Origin of the sequence: Pseudoalteromonas sp. 2CM36K, from assembly GCF_023161865.1 — a bacterium.
Classification (GTDB): domain Bacteria; phylum Pseudomonadota; class Gammaproteobacteria; order Enterobacterales; family Alteromonadaceae; genus Pseudoalteromonas; species Pseudoalteromonas tetraodonis.
Genome location: NZ_JALNTK010000028.1, coordinates 11,166 through 28,338, shown reverse-complemented (window position 1 = coordinate 28,338; position 17,173 = coordinate 11,166). Strand labels below are relative to the sequence as shown.

The 17,173-nt window shown below is 40.2% G+C and carries 15 protein-coding genes; 11 read left to right on the top strand and 4 right to left on the bottom strand.

Translation table 11 applies throughout. The features are described from left to right. Positions 1-13 precede the first annotated feature (13 nt). The 5 genes from mlaD to murA are packed head-to-tail and all read left to right on the top strand — an operon-like array spanning position 14 to position 3,071. On the top strand, positions 14-562 hold the full coding sequence (gene mlaD, locus MTN97_RS15800) for an outer membrane lipid asymmetry maintenance protein MlaD (protein ID WP_013463990.1): 549 nt from the start codon (positions 14-16) through the stop codon (positions 560-562). A gap of 5 nt (positions 563-567) precedes the next feature. Beyond that, on the top strand, positions 568-1,248 hold the full coding sequence (locus MTN97_RS15795; RefSeq protein WP_069438866.1) for a phospholipid-binding protein MlaC: 681 nt from the start codon (positions 568-570) through the stop codon (positions 1,246-1,248). Next, positions 1,241-1,534, top strand: coding sequence for a lipid asymmetry maintenance protein MlaB (locus MTN97_RS15790; RefSeq protein ID WP_008465119.1), 294 nt, complete (start codon positions 1,241-1,243; stop codon positions 1,532-1,534). The genes MTN97_RS15795 and MTN97_RS15790 overlap by 8 nt, the downstream gene beginning before the upstream one ends. A 5-nt stretch (positions 1,535-1,539) precedes the next feature. After that, positions 1,540-1,797, top strand: coding sequence for a BolA family protein (locus MTN97_RS15785; RefSeq protein WP_007378312.1), 258 nt, complete (start codon positions 1,540-1,542; stop codon positions 1,795-1,797). 14 nt (positions 1,798-1,811) lie between these two features. Next, positions 1,812-3,071, top strand: a complete 1,260-nt coding sequence (murA, locus tag MTN97_RS15780) for a UDP-N-acetylglucosamine 1-carboxyvinyltransferase (protein WP_008465122.1) — start codon at positions 1,812-1,814, stop codon at positions 3,069-3,071. A gap of 273 nt (positions 3,072-3,344) precedes the next feature. Here murA and MTN97_RS15775 read toward each other — a convergent pair whose 3' ends face one another. The 3 genes from MTN97_RS15775 to MTN97_RS15765 form a co-directional block, all read right to left on the bottom strand. Continuing rightward, the gene (locus MTN97_RS15775) at positions 3,345-4,427 is read right to left on the bottom strand and encodes a trypsin-like peptidase domain-containing protein (RefSeq protein WP_013463993.1); all 1,083 of its coding nucleotides are present in this window, start codon (positions 4,425-4,427) and stop codon (positions 3,345-3,347) included. An 87-nt stretch (positions 4,428-4,514) separates the two neighbouring features. Then, entirely contained in the window at positions 4,515-5,867 is a 1,353-nt protein-coding gene (locus tag MTN97_RS15770) for a Do family serine endopeptidase (RefSeq protein WP_008465125.1), read from the bottom strand. Positions 5,868-5,998: 131 nt separating this feature from the next. Further along, on the bottom strand, positions 5,999-6,433 hold the full coding sequence (locus MTN97_RS15765) for a YhcB family protein (protein ID WP_248474847.1): 435 nt from the start codon (positions 6,431-6,433) through the stop codon (positions 5,999-6,001). Positions 6,434-6,566: 133 nt separating this feature from the next. Between MTN97_RS15765 and zapE the strand changes: the two genes are divergently transcribed. Then, entirely contained in the window at positions 6,567-7,655 is a 1,089-nt protein-coding gene (gene zapE, locus MTN97_RS15760) for a cell division protein ZapE (RefSeq protein WP_010390581.1), read from the top strand. Positions 7,656-8,397: 742 nt separating this feature from the next. Here zapE and gorA read toward each other — a convergent pair. Beyond that, a complete protein-coding gene (gene gorA, locus MTN97_RS15755) occupies positions 8,398-9,759 on the bottom strand; it encodes a glutathione-disulfide reductase (RefSeq protein ID WP_036981238.1) in 1,362 nt (453 codons plus the stop codon). Positions 9,760-10,007: 248 nt separating this feature from the next. Between gorA and prlC the strand changes: the two genes are divergently transcribed. From prlC to MTN97_RS15730, 5 genes are all read left to right on the top strand, one after another. Beyond that, positions 10,008-12,059, top strand: coding sequence for an oligopeptidase A (prlC, locus tag MTN97_RS15750; RefSeq protein WP_248474846.1), 2,052 nt, complete (start codon positions 10,008-10,010; stop codon positions 12,057-12,059). Between the two features lie 293 nt (positions 12,060-12,352). Next, positions 12,353-13,108 (top strand): class I SAM-dependent methyltransferase, encoded by a 756-nt coding sequence (locus MTN97_RS15745; RefSeq protein ID WP_248474845.1) that lies wholly within the window; start codon positions 12,353-12,355, stop codon positions 13,106-13,108. 224 nt (positions 13,109-13,332) lie between these two features. Next, entirely contained in the window at positions 13,333-14,004 is a 672-nt protein-coding gene (locus MTN97_RS15740) for a hypothetical protein (RefSeq protein ID WP_248474844.1), read from the top strand. After that, positions 13,997-15,838, top strand: coding sequence for a Mu transposase C-terminal domain-containing protein (locus tag MTN97_RS15735; protein ID WP_222713446.1), 1,842 nt, complete (start codon positions 13,997-13,999; stop codon positions 15,836-15,838). Before MTN97_RS15740 ends, MTN97_RS15735 begins: the two co-directional genes overlap by 8 nt. Further along, on the top strand, positions 15,835-16,836 hold the full coding sequence (locus tag MTN97_RS15730) for a TniB family NTP-binding protein (RefSeq protein WP_222713445.1): 1,002 nt from the start codon (positions 15,835-15,837) through the stop codon (positions 16,834-16,836). The genes MTN97_RS15735 and MTN97_RS15730 overlap by 4 nt, the downstream gene beginning before the upstream one ends. The last annotated feature ends 337 nt before the right edge of the window (positions 16,837-17,173 follow it).

Here is a 17,173-nt window from a genome sequence, read left to right as displayed (position 1 = left end):
AGGGTATTAAATAATGAATTCACGGAAATTAGAAATTTTAGTTGGTTTTTTTGTAGCATTGGGCATTTTAGCATTTTCAATGTTGGCGCTCAAAGTGGCTAATTCGGGTATTAGCGGCTCAGGTGAAACCTACACACTGAACGCCAAGTTTGAAAATATAGGATCATTAAAAACACGTGCACCCATTAAGGTGGGCGGCGTTGTTATTGGTCGTGTAGAGTCAATTTATGTGCATCCTCAAGAGTTTTTACCAGTAGTAAATATGAGCATTGATGCGCAGTATTTGTGTCGTTTTTCAGACACTAGTTCCATCTCTATCTTAACCTCGGGTATTTTAGGTGAACAATATTTAGGGATTAACCCCGTTATCGCATCAGATTCAGCTAAACAGCGATGCTTGGGCGAAGATGTAGCGAACAGCGAACAAGATCAAGCCATTGACGATTTATTTGGTGTTCAAAGTAAAGCACTAGCTAACGGCGATTCTATTACAGATACCAAGTCAGCATTGGTACTAGAAGAATTAATAGGCCAGTTTTTATTCAACCAAGGTAGTGAGTAATTATTATGTTGAAAACATTTTTAGCAAGTATCGCATTAGTAACTGTCACGCTAGTACAAAGTGTACATGCCGGTGAGGTGAAATTGGCTGATCCTAATAAAATGGTACGTCAGGTTGCTGATAATACCTTTGAACGTATTACTAAAGACCAGCCGTTAATAACCGCTAATAAAGAGCATTTACGGGTCATCGTTGAAGAAGAACTGATGCCTTACATTGACTACAAATATGCTGCACTGAGAGTGTTAGGTAGCGAAGTATCTAAGGTACGCGCCATTACCGACAAAGCAGAAAAAGCAAAAGCAATTGAAGATATTCAGCGTTTTATTGGCGCGTTTAGAGAGTACCTTGTTGCCACTTATGCTGGCGTTTTTACCCAGTATACTAATCAACAAGTTGAATTTGCTGCCGAGCAGCCCTTTAAAGGCAAAGATGTGGTGGTGATAAAAACCAAAATTGTAGAAGCCGGTAAGCCTGATATTAAAATTGATTTTAAAGTACGTGAAGATAGAAGTGGCGAATGGCGCGCTTACGATATGATTGCTGAAGGCATTAGCTTACTTGATGCAAAACAAAGTGAGTTTCAGGGCATTTTACGCCAACAAGGTATTGACCACGTTAGCGACCTGTTAGAGCAAAAAAGTAAGTTACCGGTTCAGTTTAGAGGCAGTGACACAAATGACTAAATTGGCAATCAGCCAAGTCGATGAACAGCATCTACGAGTCAGTGGTGAATTGACTCATAATTCAATTGGCAATGAACGGCTTCTGAATACCAAGCGACAAACTGAGCATAAAACCCTTTATTTTGACCTAAGTGAGGTGACAAGGGTTGACACAGCCGGCTTAGCTTGGTTAATTCACTCTTTTACAGAATTTAAGCAGCAAGGCATTCGCCTTGAATTGCAAAACCCACCTGAACAACTGCAAAACCTTATGCAGTTAGGCCAGGTTACAACCCTATTTGAGTGAGAGTTATGGAAACGAGTCAAGTCGAAACATTATTACGCGACGAACTTCAGTTAGCTGAAGTACATGTAAAAGCCAATGGCAGTCATTATGAAGTAATCGCTGTCGGTGAATGCTTTGACGGATTAAGTCGTGTTAAAAAGCAACAGCTAGTATATGGGCCATTAATGAACACTATTTCAGACGGTACCATTCATGCTGTTTCTATCCGCGCTTTTACTCCGACAGAGTGGAAACGTGAGCAAAAATTTATTTTACCGCAATAAATAAGGCCCCTTAAATGGATCAATTTGTAATTCAAGGTGGCACTTCACTGGCTGGTGAAGTAACTATTTCTGGCGCTAAAAACGCAGCTCTTCCGATTCTATTTGCAGCTTTATTAGCTGATGGTAAAAGTACTTTTACTAACGTACCACATCTTCGCGATATCATCACGACCGAAGCCTTACTGAAAACGTTAGGCGCTGATGTTCAGTGGCAGGGCGATTCACTCATTATTGATGGTGCAACGGTAAATAGCACGTTAGCGCCTTATGACCTAGTAAAGCAAATGCGTGCGTCAGTGCTTGCACTTGGCCCTTTAGTCGCTCGATTTGGTGAGGCACAAGTATCCTTACCTGGTGGCTGTGCTATTGGTGCGCGCCCGGTTGATATTCATATTCAAGGCTTAGAGCGTATGGGCGCTCAAATAACCGTTGAAAACGGTTATATTAATGCCAAAGTAGATGGTCGCTTAAAAGGCGCTGAAGTTTTCATGGAAATGATCAGCGTAGGTGCTACTGAAAACTTACTGATGGCGGCAACGCTCGCCGAGGGTAAAACAGTACTGGAAAATGCTGCCCGCGAGCCAGAAATTATCGATTTAGCCAATTGCTTAATTGCTATGGGGGCTAAAATCAGTGGTGCGGGCTCAAGCCGTATTGAGATTGAAGGGGTTGAGCGTTTATCAGGTTGTGAACACCGCATATTACCGGATCGTATTGAAACAGGTACTTTTTTAGTGGCTGCAGCGATGGCTGGCGGAGAAGTACTATGTAAAATGACCGACTTTCACTCACTTGAGCCTGTAATAGAAAAACTACGTGCAACCAATGCGTTATTAGAAGTGCACGATGACAGTATTTATCTAGACATGCGAGGCCGAGAGCTTAAAGCGGTGAATATTAAAACTATGCCTCATCCTGGTTTTCCAACCGATATGCAAGCGCAGTTTACCGCATTAAATGTGGTGGCTAATGGTAGTGCGACTATTACCGAAACTATTTTTGAAAATCGTTTTATGCATGTGCCTGAGCTACAACGTATGGGCGCTAATATTCGCTTAGAAGGCAATACGGCCTTTTGTGGTGAAACAAAAAGCTTATCGGGTGCGCAAGTAATGGCAACTGACCTTCGTGCATCAGCGAGTCTTATTCTAACGGGGATTGTGGCTCAAGGCGAAACGGTTGTTGATCGTATTTATCATGTAGATAGAGGCTATCAGCGTATTGAAGATAAGCTTAGTGCGCTAGGTGCTAACATCAAACGCAAAAGCAATTAGTTATACTAATACGTAACCTGAACTCTGGATAATAAATCTATCTCAAGCAGCTATTTTCAGCGCTAACTGCGTTGAATTTACTTGCAATAGGCTAGCTATTGACGCGTAATTTCGCCTTGTTTTCACTGGAAATCTCTGGCTAGAGAAAAATAAACATAAATATCATTTTGATTCAATACGTTAGTAAATCTTTTAACCAGAGTTCAGGTGACATAAAAACGCGATGATATGTCGCGTTTTTTTATGTCTAATGCCAAAGTATAAATAAGCGCTTTATAGCTTGGTTTCAAGCTCTGCTACTTTCACCATTATTTTTTGTATTTCACCGTTACGGTAAAGCTCAAATTCAATTTCTTTCCCCGGTTCGGTACTGCCTATTTTTTTCAATACATTTTGTGGATTAGCCACTGAAAGCCCTGCAATTTTAATCACAATATCTTGCTCTTCTATACCCGCCTGCCATGCAGGACCTAAAGGGTCTAGGTTGGTAATACGCATGCCTGCAACAGGCGTTAAGCTATCATTGACCTCTTTGCCTGTACTGTCTACAGCTGTGCCTTCAAAGCCCAAATAGCCGCGTACAACACGACCATGGCGTATAAGCTTACCCATTACCTCTTTTGCCAAGGTGTAAGGCACCGCAAAAAAGATCCCTTGTATATTTAAGTTTTCACGGGTTTTAAACTGGGCAGAGGTGATCCCTACTAAATCGCCATTAGAATTTACCAGTGCACCACCAGAGTTACCTACGTTAATAGCAGCGTCCATTTGCAGTAAGTTATTGTAAGGACTGTCGGTAATTTTTTGTTTACCGGTGGCGCTAATGATCCCCTGAGTAATGGTTTGCCCTAAGTTAAGTGGATTTCCGATGGCTAACACCAAATCGCCTACACTCGAACTGTAGTTATCATTAACAGGGATAACTGGCAGGTGATTGGCATTTATTTTTAATAATGCTAAGTCGGTAATAGTATCAAATCCAATGAGTTGCACATCAAAAAAACGTCTGCCGTCAGTAAGAATAACCAGTATTTGATCGGCATTATTGATCACATGGTAATTAGTCAAAATATAACCGTCAGGTGACATGATCACCCCAGAGCCAAGCTCTTGCACCGTATTTTGGCGTTTATAGCGTGGCTCTTTAGAAATGCTTTCTGAAAAAATGGTGACAACCGATGGCGCTGCGCGCTTAACTGCATCAGAAAAGCTCAAATGACTTGCAGTCATTGCACTAGGTAGCGGCACATTAGGTAGCAATGCAGTGCGCATGTTAGGGCTAAAAAAAACCACTAAAAAAGCAATGCCTAAACCGGCAAATAGAGGAGGAAGTACAAATTTTAGAAGTTTTAGCACGGTATTCTTATTGTTAGTGAGCAATCCCTTTATGATGGCACAAAAAAAATAACAGCGGCAAGTGCCGCTGTTACTTTTATTGTATTATTACTGAATTAATACAAAAATAGACTCACGTCCGCGTTTCACACCTAACACAATATTACCTTGAATATCTTCGATAATTTTGTTCATGTCGCGAATGCTTTCTACTCGTTGACGGTTTACTTGCACAATAACATCGCCTTCTTCAAGGCCTACTCGTGCTGATGGCGAACGAGGGTCGACAGAGGTCACCTCAATCCCTTTCATTTTGTTCTTCTTCACGTTTTCCAGTGTTGCACCTTGGAATGCTGGGTGTAACTCTTCGCCCGCAGCGGTAATGCCTGATGCACCATCTAGGGTTACTTCCACATTTTTAACTTTACCGTCACGGTAAATCCCCAATTGTACTTCGCGGCCTTCACCTAAGGTGGCAATTTTACTGCGTAGTTCATGGAAGCCACTAATTTCGCTACCATTAATACTAATAATCACATCGCCTGCCTTAATACCGGCTTTGCTGGCTGCGGTGTCATCCATTACCTGCATAACATAAGCACCCTGTTTAACATCAAGCTGCTGTGCTTTAGCAAGACCTGCATCAAGAGGACGGCCTGAAATACCTAACGAACCACGGCGTACTTCACCATGCTCTACAATTTGATCAACTAGGTTTTTCATCATATTTGACGGAATAGCAAAGCCAATCCCCACATTTCCGCCTGATGCACCTAAAATAGCGGTATTAATACCAATCAGCTCACCGTTTAAATTAACTAAAGCCCCACCTGAGTTACCTTGGTTTATCGCGGCATCGGTTTGAATGAAATCTTCGTAACCCTCAATATTTAAGCCACTGCGGCCTAATGCGCTAACAATACCAGAGGTAACCGTGTGGCTTAAACCAAAAGGGTTACCAATTGCGACGGCAAAATCACCGACACGTAAGTCATCTGAGTTAGCTAGCTTTACTGCGGTTAATTCATCTGCGTCTATTTGTAGTAACGCAATATCAGACTCTTTATCGCTACCAATTTTTGTTGCTTCATATTCGCGGCCATCCTCAAGAGTGACCACCATTTTTTCAGCGTCTTGCACGACATGATTGTTAGTAACCACATAACCTTTGTCAGCATCAATAATAACTCCAGAGCCTAAACCACTAAACTGGCGCTTTTGGCTACGTGGCTGCGGGTTGCCAAAAAAGAAATCGAGTGGGTCACCGCGTCGGCGAACCTCTTTAGAGCCTGAAACCTGAATACTCACTACACCTGGGGTAATTTGCTCAAGCATAGGGGCAAGTGTTGGTAATTGTTGACCATTAACGGCAACCGGCAACTTAGCAAACGAGGCGGTTGGACTTAGTAATAAGCTAGTAGATAAAATAGCAGCACTGATAAGTGATAATTTCATTTTCATAGTCAGGGTTTACTCCACTTAAAAAGCAAAAGGCTGCAATAAGCAGCCTCAAAAAAGTATCAAAGCTGTATACCTAGCTCACACATGGTTAGGTATATTACTTAAAGACTATGGGGTCAAAAAAAAGTTCATCAAGATGCTTTAGAAGTATTCATATCACCTGCAAATAAACCTGACTTACCCGACACATAATCCGCTGGTTGGGCATCGGCGTTTGAGCGGTCAGAACTACGTTCTTTTAATGACGCTTGTAACTGTTCTGTGGTTTCTTTTGAGAAAAACGGTTCAGCAGGGGCTTTATTTCTGTCCTCAAGTAACAGTTGATTAGTTTCTTCAACATGACTTAATAACTGGTCGTAGTTTTCTTTCATTTTGTTTACTAACTTACCAGTGTTCGCTAAATGGTCGGCAACATCTTGACGATACTGCTCAAGCGAATGCTTAGCTTGCTCTACTTGTTGCTCTAACTCATCTTGTTTAAATTGTTTTTTAGTGACAAAGGCACCAACGAAAAATGCAGCAATAGCAACCACTATCACTATACCTACCCATGTAAATGTACCCATAAATTCACCTCTATGCGAAAATAACTAAAAAAATTTAGTTCAATAATAATTCATACTAAGTCTAATATACCCTGAGTATTGATGCGTGTTAATATGCTTTACAAATTAAACTGTGTTTTAACTGTAAATAGATATGACTCCTTGGCAAACATACCAGCAAGACCTTCAACGCGATGACTTTGTACATGACGCAGCACAAGAAAATGCAGTTCGTCATTTACAGCGCTTATACGACGATTTAACACAAGCAAAACCACAATCTAAAGGTTTTTTTGCAAAGCTTTTTAATAAAGCAGAGCCAGCTCCTATTAAAGGTTTATACTTTTGGGGTGGCGTAGGCCGTGGTAAAACTTACCTTGTTGATACTTTTTACGAAGCGTTACCGGGTGATAGAAAAATGCGGGTGCATTTTCACCGTTTTATGCACCGAGTACACGATGAACTTAAAAAGTTAAATAACACTGCCAACCCTTTAGAAACAGTTGCCGATATTTTCAAAGCAGAAACAGACATAATTTGCTTTGATGAATTTTTTGTTCAAGACATTACCGATGCCATGTTGCTCGGTGGTTTAATGGAAGCGCTATTTGCTCGCGGTATTGTGTTAGTTGCAACCTCTAATATTGTACCTGATGATTTATATCGCAATGGCTTACAGCGAGCCCGTTTTTTACCGGCTATTGCCTTAGTGAATAAGCATACTGAAATAGTTAATGTAGATTCAGGCGTTGATTACCGATTACGTACACTGGAACAAGCAGAAATTTTTCACAGCCCGCTTGATGAACAAGCCGATAAAAACCTATTCGAATATTTTGACAAGCTCTCGCCAGAAGTCGGTAAACTAGATACCCCAATTGAAATAGAAGGGCGGATGATCAAAACCCGCAAGGTGTCTGACTGCATCGTTATGTTTGAATTTAGCGAACTGTGTGAAACTGCCCGTAGCCAAGTGGATTACATGGAAATAAGCCGATTATATAACACGGTGATTTTATCTAATGTAAAACAGTTAGGGCAAAATAATGATGACGCAGCAAGGCGCTTTATTGCGTTGGTAGATGAATTTTATGAGCGTAATGTAACGTTAATTATCTCTGCAGAAAAACCCATTACCGAGCTCTATACACAAGGCAATTTAAACTTTGAATTTAAACGCTGTATTAGTCGCCTGCAAGAAATGCAATCGTTAGAGTATTTAGCCCGAGAGCATTTAGCTTAAAGTACGAAGGTTAGCGGGCGACGGGCTACGAGTCGAGATTTCGTAGCAGCGAGTTTATCTCGCGTAAATTTGGTCATTTCTCGAAACTCGAACCCAGAGGCTTTATCCTGCACAAGATTTTCTTCTCTGTGTAGCGTGCAGCGCCTCGGTGCACTCTGTGGTGCAAAAAATTAAAACATCATTTACCACAGAGGTCACAGAGTCCACAGAGGAAGAGATCAAAGGCAAAGGTTTTAGGCAGAGATTAAGCCAAGCACAGTGTTTGGCTTAAACGGCGGGGCTTTACGCCGGGCATATGTAGCAGCGGATTTATTCCGCGTCTTTTTTAAAGGTCGAAGCGAAAGGTAAAGATCGACGGGCAACGGGTCTCGAGCAAAACACCTAACTTGAAAAACTCCGCCACAGAGTCCACAGAGGCCACAGCTAACTTGAAAAACTCCGACAGAGTCCACAGAGGAAGAGATCAAAGGCAAAGGTTTTAGGCAGAGATTAAGCCAAGCACAGTGTTTGGCTTAAAAGGCGGGGCTTTATGCCGCACACATGTAGCAGCGGATTTATTCCGCGTCTTTTTTAAAGGTCAAAGCGAAAGATAAAGAGCGACGGGCAACAGGTCTCGAGCAAAACACCTAACTTCTAAATAAAAAAACCTTGCGATGTTAACCACAAGGTTTTTTTATTTTTCGAACCTCGAACCTCGAACCTCGAACCTCGAACCTCGAACCTCGAACCTCGAACCTCGAGCTTATCTCATAGTAACAAACTCTTCCGACCCCGTTGGGTGTAGTGCAACCACGGCATCAAAATCAGCTTTAGTGGCGCCCATTTTCATAGCGACTGCAAAACCCTGAATCATTTCATCAACGGTAAAACCAATACCGTGTAAGCCCACAACTTTTTCATCATCGCCTGCACACACTAACATCATATTACAGGCTTGGCGGTGCTGAGTAACGGCGGTGTACATAGCCGCAAAGCTTGATTTATATACTTTTACATTTTCGCCGCCGTACTGAGAAATCGCTTCTTGCTCAGTTAGACCAATGGTGCCGATAGGTGGGTGGCTAAATACTACGGTTGGTACTAGGCTGTAATCCATTTTTAAATCGTTCGGCAATTCTTTATTAAATAAACGCTCCGATAGAGTACGACCCGCTTTAACAGCAACCGGTGTAAGCTCAATACCATTTTCGATAATATCACCCACAGCGTATACATTTTCAGCTGTGGTGTTTTGGTATTCATCTACTTTTACATAACCGCTTTCGTTTACTTCTACGCCTGCTGCAGCAAGGTTAATTTTATCGGTTGTTGGCGTGCGGCCTATAGCCCAAATAACTTGATCAACATTTTCGCTGTAACCATTCTCAAAATGAATCGTTAAGCTGCCATCAGCCTCTTTTACCACTTCTTTTGGTGAACACTCAGTGTGCAGTGTTGGGCCTTCTTTTGCCATAATATCAACCAGTGTGTCGATAATGTATGGGTCAAAGGTACGCAGTGGCTTGCTCTTACGAACAAATAAGTGAGTTTGTGTACCTAAGCTGTGCAGTACACCGGCAATTTCTACGGCAATATAACCGGCACCAACAACAGCAACACGTTTAGGTTGTTCGTTCAGCTCAAAAAAGCCGTTTGAATCAATACCGTGTTCAGCACCTGGAATGTTAGGAATAGTAGGGCGTCCGCCTACGGCAACTAAAATGTGATCAGCAGTGTAATGCTCACCATTTACTTCAACGGTTTTACTATCCACAAATTTTGCAAAGCCTTTGATCACAGTTACGCCATTTTTAGCTAAACCATTATCATAGCCTTTGTGAATGCGGCCAATATAGGCTTCACGGCTCTCTACTAACTTTGACCAGTCAAAGCCTTTAACTTCAACATCAAAACCGTAATCAGGAGCATAAAGATTAATTGCTTCAGCAACTTGAGCACCATGCCACATTACTTTTTTAGGAACACACCCTACGTTTACACAGGTGCCACCCATGTGTTTAGCTTCAATTAATGCTACTTTTGCGCCACGCATTGCTGCACGGTTAGCTGATGCAATACCACCACTACCGCCACCAATTGCAATGTAATCAAAATGCTGAGCCATGTTTAATCCTCTAAATGTGTTTAACAATGTTTTACCGATAATATCATATGCGATGAACAAGTCACTTGTTCGGGGCTGCTAAAATCTATCAAACATCCTTTATCAAACGAAAGATATGCTATTTCAGATCAAGCGGCTAGGTGAACATTTACAGATACACACTCGTTAATTAGTAAAGCAGGTTTGCCCTTGTATTTACGTATTTTGCCCCAACTTCATTTTTATATTTGCATAAACTGAGAATGACTATGAGCAATGCACAAACAAATCCCCTTATTGGGCTTGAAGGACTTCCTCCTTTTTCAAAAATAAAGCCTGAACATGTAGTACCGGCATTAAAAAAAGGTATTGAGCACTGTCGCAGTGAGATTGAAAGCGTACTAGCAAAGCAATCTTTCACCTGGAATGATTTAGTACTACCGCTTGAAGAAGCCGACGATAAACTATCGCGATTATTTTCACCGGTATCACATTTAAATTCAGTAATGAACAACGATGAACTGCGCGAAGCTTACGAGCAATGTTTGCCGCTTATTTCTGAATATTCTACTTTTGTTGGCCAACACCAAGGTTTATATGAGGCTTACAGCGCGCTTTATAACAGTGATGAATTTAAAACACTCACTACCGCCCAGCAAAAAACCATTACCAACGCATTGCGCGACTTTAAGCTTTCAGGCATTGCATTAAATCCTGAGCAGCAAAAACGCTACGGTGAAATTAGTGCGCGTTTATCAGAGCTTGCTTCAAAATTTGGTAATAATGTGATGGATGCCACGCTTGCATGGCATAAGCATATTACCGATGAAAGCCAACTAGCGGGTTTACCAGAATCAGCACTGGCATTAGCGGCCGATACGGCAAAAAGTAAAGAATTAGAAGGCTGGGTATTCACTCTCGATTTCCCTTCTTACTTACCTATAATGACTTACGCAGACGACCGTGAACTTCGCAAAGAAACATACACCGCGTTTTCTACTCGTGCATCCGATCAAGGGCCAAATGCGGGTGAGTTCGATAACTCAGCGATAATGAGTGAAGAACTGGCACTGCGTCATGAGTTAGCACAATTACTAGGCTTTAATAATTACGCCGAAAAATCGTTAGCTACAAAAATGGCAGAATCACCTGCGCAGGTATTTTCATTTTTAGAAGATTTAGCCGCTAAATCTAAGCCACAAGCAGAGCAAGAGCTTAAAGAGTTGCAACAATATGCAGAGCAACAGCACGGTATTAGTGAGCTACAGGCGTGGGATTTTGGTTATTACAGTGAAAAACTAAAGCAAGAAAAGTACGCGATTTCAGATGAAGTTCTTCGCCCATACTTCCCAGCAAATAAAGTACTAAGTGGCTTATTTGAAACGGTTAATCGCCTATTTGGTATTACTGTAAATGAAGTTGCTGATTTTGATAGCTACCATAAAGATGTACGTTTTTTTGAAATTTACGATAGCAATAACACTTTACGTGGTCGTTTTTATTTAGATTTATATGCGCGCGATCACAAGCGTGGTGGTGCGTGGATGGATGACTGTATGGGTCGTAAAGTGCGCGCTAATGGTGAACTTCAAACACCAGTTGCTTACTTGGTGTGTAATTTTAATAAAGCGATTGGCGATAAGCCTGCTTTGTTTACCCATAATGAAGTAACCACACTGTTTCATGAGTTTGGTCACGGCATTCATCATATGCTTACCCAAGTGGATGCAGCCCCCGTTGCCGGTATTAATGGTGTAGCATGGGATGCCGTTGAATTGCCAAGTCAGTTTTTAGAAAACTGGTGTTACGAAGAAGAAGCGCTTAGCTTTATCTCAGGTCACTTCGAAACCGGTGAGCCACTACCAAAAGAGTTGCTTGATAAACTACTTGCGGCTAAAAATTATAACTCAGGTATGCAAATGTTAAGACAACTTGAGTTCTCGTTATTTGATTTTAAAATCCACCACGATTACGTGGCAGACAAACCATGTAACATTCAAGCTGTGCTTGATGATGTACGCAGTCGTACCTCAGTCATTAAGCCGCCAGCGTTTAATCGTTTTCAGCATGGCTTTAGTCATATTTTTGCGGGCGGTTATAGTGCAGGTTATTACTCGTACAAATGGGCTGAAGTACTTTCGGCAGACGCCTATTCTAAATTTGAAGAAGAGGGGATTTTTAATCCACAAACAGGCCAAGCGTTTATGCAGCACATTCTTGAAAAAGGCGGCAGTGAAGAGCCAATGGCACTGTTTAAAAACTTCCGTGGTCGTGAGCCAAGTGTAGACGCACTACTACGCCACAGTGGCATTGCCGCTTAGGGTCTGTTGACCTTTGCGGATTAAAATATAATTACAAAAGCGCCCCAGTGGCGCTTTTTTATCGAAATTTTCCGGTAATGTTTTTATCATCTAAAGTGGGGCAGGCTGAACGTATTAAAGGGTTTAGTGTTGGCGGGGCTGACTACATTTACAACTAAGTAAACAACAAGCGAAGCCAGAATCTGAGAGTGAAAATAACGATATTGAGTTGTTTTAAACTATACACCTTGCGAACTTCGTATATTGCTGCTGTTTGGGTATAATAGCGGTGAAATTTATCATCGGAGTGTGAAGTGGTTATACAGTGTGCGTTTAAAGAGTGTCGGCCATATTTGAATGAGTTAGAAACACGCTTTGGGCTTGCTCAATGGGCGGAGCAAAGCAGTGGCTTTAGTTTGCATTACGATGATAAAGGGCTAAGCCTATATAAAACTGATGAGCCTAAACTAGGTGCAATTAACGTAGACTTTGTAACTGGTGCCGTTGCACATAGGCGTAAATTTGGTGGTGGGAAAGGGCAATCAATTGCTAAAGCCGTTGGTCTTAATAAGGGCGCAACGCCAGTGGTACTCGATGCAACCGCAGGGCTTGGACGTGATGGTTTTGTTTTAGCCTCGCTAGGCTGTAAAGTGATTTTGCATGAGCGCCACCCCGTGGTTGCCGCGCTGTTATATGACGGTTTACAACGTGCTTATAACGATAGTGAAATTGGCCAATGGATGCAGCAAAATATGAGCTTAATATTTGGCTCAAGCCATACCTTACTTGCTCAATGTAACAGCGTGCCCGATGTCGTGTATTTAGATCCTATGTTTCCGCACCGTGAAAAATCAGCGTTGGTTAAAAAAGAAATGCGGGTATTCCAAGAGTTAGTGGGTGGCGATACCGACGCCGATGATTTACTCGAGTTTGCCTACCCTCTTGCCAGTAAACGTGTGGTGGTTAAACGCCCCGATTACGCACCATTTTTAAATGATAAAACCCCAAGCATGCAAATCAAAACGAAAAAGAACCGCTTTGATGTATATGTAAAAGCCGCGATGGTTTAGATTAAAGGTTAAAGGTTAAAGGTTAAAGGTTAAAGGTTAAAGGTTAAAGGTTGTCGCTGCAACCATAGTTTGACATAATACAACCATACTGTGACATAATTAAACCATACATTGACATAAAAACTCCTTTAAAAGATGGAGCTAAAAAAATAACTGCCTTATAATCAATTGTTTAAATTTTTATTAAACCATAGTGTGACATAATCTTTTTTTGTTTGTATAGTATGTATACAATACAAACAAAAACAGCTATTTCAGCCATGTATATACGCAATTTAAGAAAGCCTTCTCCTAATAAAAATGTATACAAATTTGCGAGCACTAAAGTTAGTAGTGTAATTATGTGTGAGAGCTCATTAGAGTTTGATGCATGTTTTCATCATGAATATAACGACTCTATAGAGAGTTTTGGGAGTCAGCCTGAAGGCTTTAAATATGAGTTTAATGGTAAGTTGTTGCCCTATACCCCTGATTCACTGATCTTATATAAAAATGGTGTTGAGGAATATCACGAATATAAGCCATATAGCAAAATTTCATCTCCTTTATTTAGGGAGCAATTTATAGCCAAAAGAGCCGCATCATTAGAGTTAGGTAGACAGCTAATTTTAGTTACCGATCGTCAAATACGTGTAAACCCCATTTTAAATAATTTAAAGTTACTACATCGTTATTCGGGGGTTTATGGTATTAATGATATTCAACAAAAGTTACTTAAATCCATCCAGCAATCAGGAGCGGTGAAGCTTAATGATATTAGACATCAGTTTAACTTACCGGTTGGTGAAGCTCGCTCATTCTTATACGCATTAATTCATAAAGGGTTTGTAAAAGCAGACCTGGAATGTGAGAGCTTGAGTGACAACCCATTGTTATGGGCGATTTGTAATGGCTGATTTTAATGATGAGTTTGATGAGCTTAATGTTCCGGTTAAACCAGAAATACCTATTCAATATGTAAAGTTAGAAGATGCTGAGTTAATTGAAAGAGACTTAGGTGCCTTTGCTGATTTTTTAAAAGAAAAAGCTTTAGATAAATATAAACTTCTTAGTATTATTGAAAAGGAAATTCTAGGTGGTTGGACGCAAAAAAACCTAGATCCTATTCTTGATAAACTATTTGCCGAAAGTGAGTTAAATCGACCTAATTGGCGCACAGTGGCTCGGTGGCGTAAAAGATATGTTGATAGTAATAGCGAGCTAACTTCACTTGTTCCTGCACGACATAAAATGGGAAACAGGTTGAAGCGCATTCAAGGCGATGAAATTTTTTTTGATAAAGCGGTAGAGCGTTTTTTAGATGCTAAAAGGCCTACAATAGCAACCGCTTACCGATATTACAAAGATCTTATTATTATTGAAAATGAAAATATTGTTGACGGTAAAATACCTATACTATCCTACACATCGTTTAATAATAGAATAAAAAAACTACCACCATACGATGTAGCAGTTGCTCGGCATGGCAAATTTAAAGCAGAAGAATTGTATGGTGCTTGTGCGGCACATATTCTGCCAACTAGAATATTAGAGCGTGTTGAGATAGATCATACGCCACTTGATATAATTTTACTTGATGATGAATTAGGTATTCCTATTGGAAGACCTAATTTAACGGCACTTATTGATGTATTTAGCGGTTGTTTATTAGGGTTTCATTTGAGTTATAACGCACCTTCTTATGTATCTGCAGCTAAAGCTATTTCTCACGCAGTAAAACCAAAATTACTAAGCTCTCTTAATATCACGCTTCAAAATGATTGGCCATGTTATGGAAAAATTGAAAACTTAGTTGTAGATAATGGTGCTGAATTTTGGTCTGATGCTTTAGAGCACGCATGTAAAGAAACGGGGATCAACACTCAGTATAATAAAGTAGGTAAACCACAGCATAAACCAACGATTGAGCGTTTTTTTGGATTAGTTAATCAGTACTTTTTAGATGAATTTCCAGGCAAGACTTTTTCGAATATATTAGCTAAAGAGAAGTATGACCCTAAAAAAAATGCTGTGATACGTTTTTCAACGTTTGTAAAAGAGTTTCATAGATGGGTTGTTGATGTATACCATCAAGACAGTGATTCAAGAAAAACCCGTATTCCAATACAACAATGGAAAAAAGGGTTTGATGCTTTCCCTCCGCTTGAGATGGGTGACGGAGAAGGTAAACTATTTTCTATATTATTAAATGTAGTTAAAAGGCCTACATTGAGTCGTAATGGTATTAAATTTGAAAATTTGATGTATGACTCAACAGCCTTAAGTGATTACCGTAAACAGTACCTGCAGACAAAAAAAAATAGCAAAAAAATTATAAAAATAGATCCAGACGACCTGTCAAAAATTTATGTCTACTTAGAGGAGTTGTCGATATATCTCGAAGTACCGTGCACAGATACTACTGGTTACACAAAGAACTTAAGTCTTTTTGAACATAAAAAAATCAGTAAAATCAGAAGGCAAATGATAGATGAGTCTAAAGATGAATTAGCTCTAGCAAAAGCTAGGATGGCAAGACACGAAAGTATAAAAAAAGAACAAGAATTGTTTCTTACTAACAAAAGTAAAGCCAAAATATCTTCCGTAAAAAAACAAGCTCAGCTAGCTGGAATAAGCAACACAGGGCCAGGAACTATACTAGTTAAACAAGATTCCTCATCAATACCTAATAGCAACGACACAAATAATATGTTCGACGATTGGGATGATGATTTAGAGGCATTTGAATGAATGCCTTAACAGAAATACAGATAGAACAGTCGCACAACTTTAGCAATTGCATTGTTATGCACACGCAAATTAAAACAATTTTTAATGACTTTGATGAGCTGAGATTAAACCGTAAATTCCAAACAGACCAACAGTGTATGCTATTAATTGGTGATACAGGAGTTGGAAAAAACCATACCATTAATCACTACAAAAAAAGAGTTCTAGCTACACAAACTTATAGTCGGAACACTATGCCAGTGCTAATAAGTCGTATATTTAGGGGGAAAGGCTTAGATGCAACTTTAATCCAAATGCTGGCAGATCTGGAGCTATTTGGAAGTAGCCAAATTAAAAAGCGAGGCTACAAAACAGACCTAACTAAAAAGCTTGTAGAAAGCTTAATTAAAGCTCAAGTTGAGTTACTCATCATTAATGAGTTTCAGGAGTTAATAGCGTTTAAAAGCATACAAGAGCGGCAACAAATTGCGAATGCATTAAAGTTTGTTAGTGAAGAAGCCAAAGTGCCAATAGTACTGGTTGGTATGCCTTGGGCTGCAAAAATAGCTGAAGAACCACAATGGGCTTCTCGCTTAGTTAGAAAAAGAAAACTTGAATACTTTAGCCTAAAAAATGACAGCAAGTACTTTCGCCAATATTTGATGGGGTTAGCTAAGAAAATGCCATTTGATACGCCTCCCAAGCTTGAAAATAGGCATACCACAATGGCGTTATTTGCTGCATGTCGAGGGCAGAATAGAGCTCTCAAATACCTACTATCAGAAGCTTTAAAATTAGCATTGAGTTGTAACGAGTATCTTGAAAATAAACATTTTATAACTGCTTATGAAAAGTTTGATTTTTTTAATGACAAAGAGCCATTGGAGTTAAAAAACCCTTTTGAACAAGATGCTAAAGATATTGTTATTTATGAGGTGATTAAAAGCTCATCCTATAACCCAAATGCATTAGATCCTGAAGATATGCTAATAGGTCCTGAATTCGCAATAGTAAAGTAAGCTGCACGAGCTTAGGCTCAATTAGGAGTATTAAAGTGTAGATTCAAACGGTAAGTCATCAGATTAGCTTCGTGTGATTAAAACAAGCCTGACAGTCGCATATGTGTCTTGAGAGGTTATTCAAGCGTAACTTGTTTATGCCCCATTGCGAGTTAACGACAAAGCTCTATGGGAGGCTTTGAGTGAAGCTGACGTTCATCCTTATTTATATTTCCATAATCCTTAAATTTCTTCCACAGCCAGGAAAACGAGCCAATAGGTCATGTTCGTCGTGACCACATTTAGAGCAATATGCTGGTAATTACTTCCTAACTTTGCTATCAATAGCCATAGGACA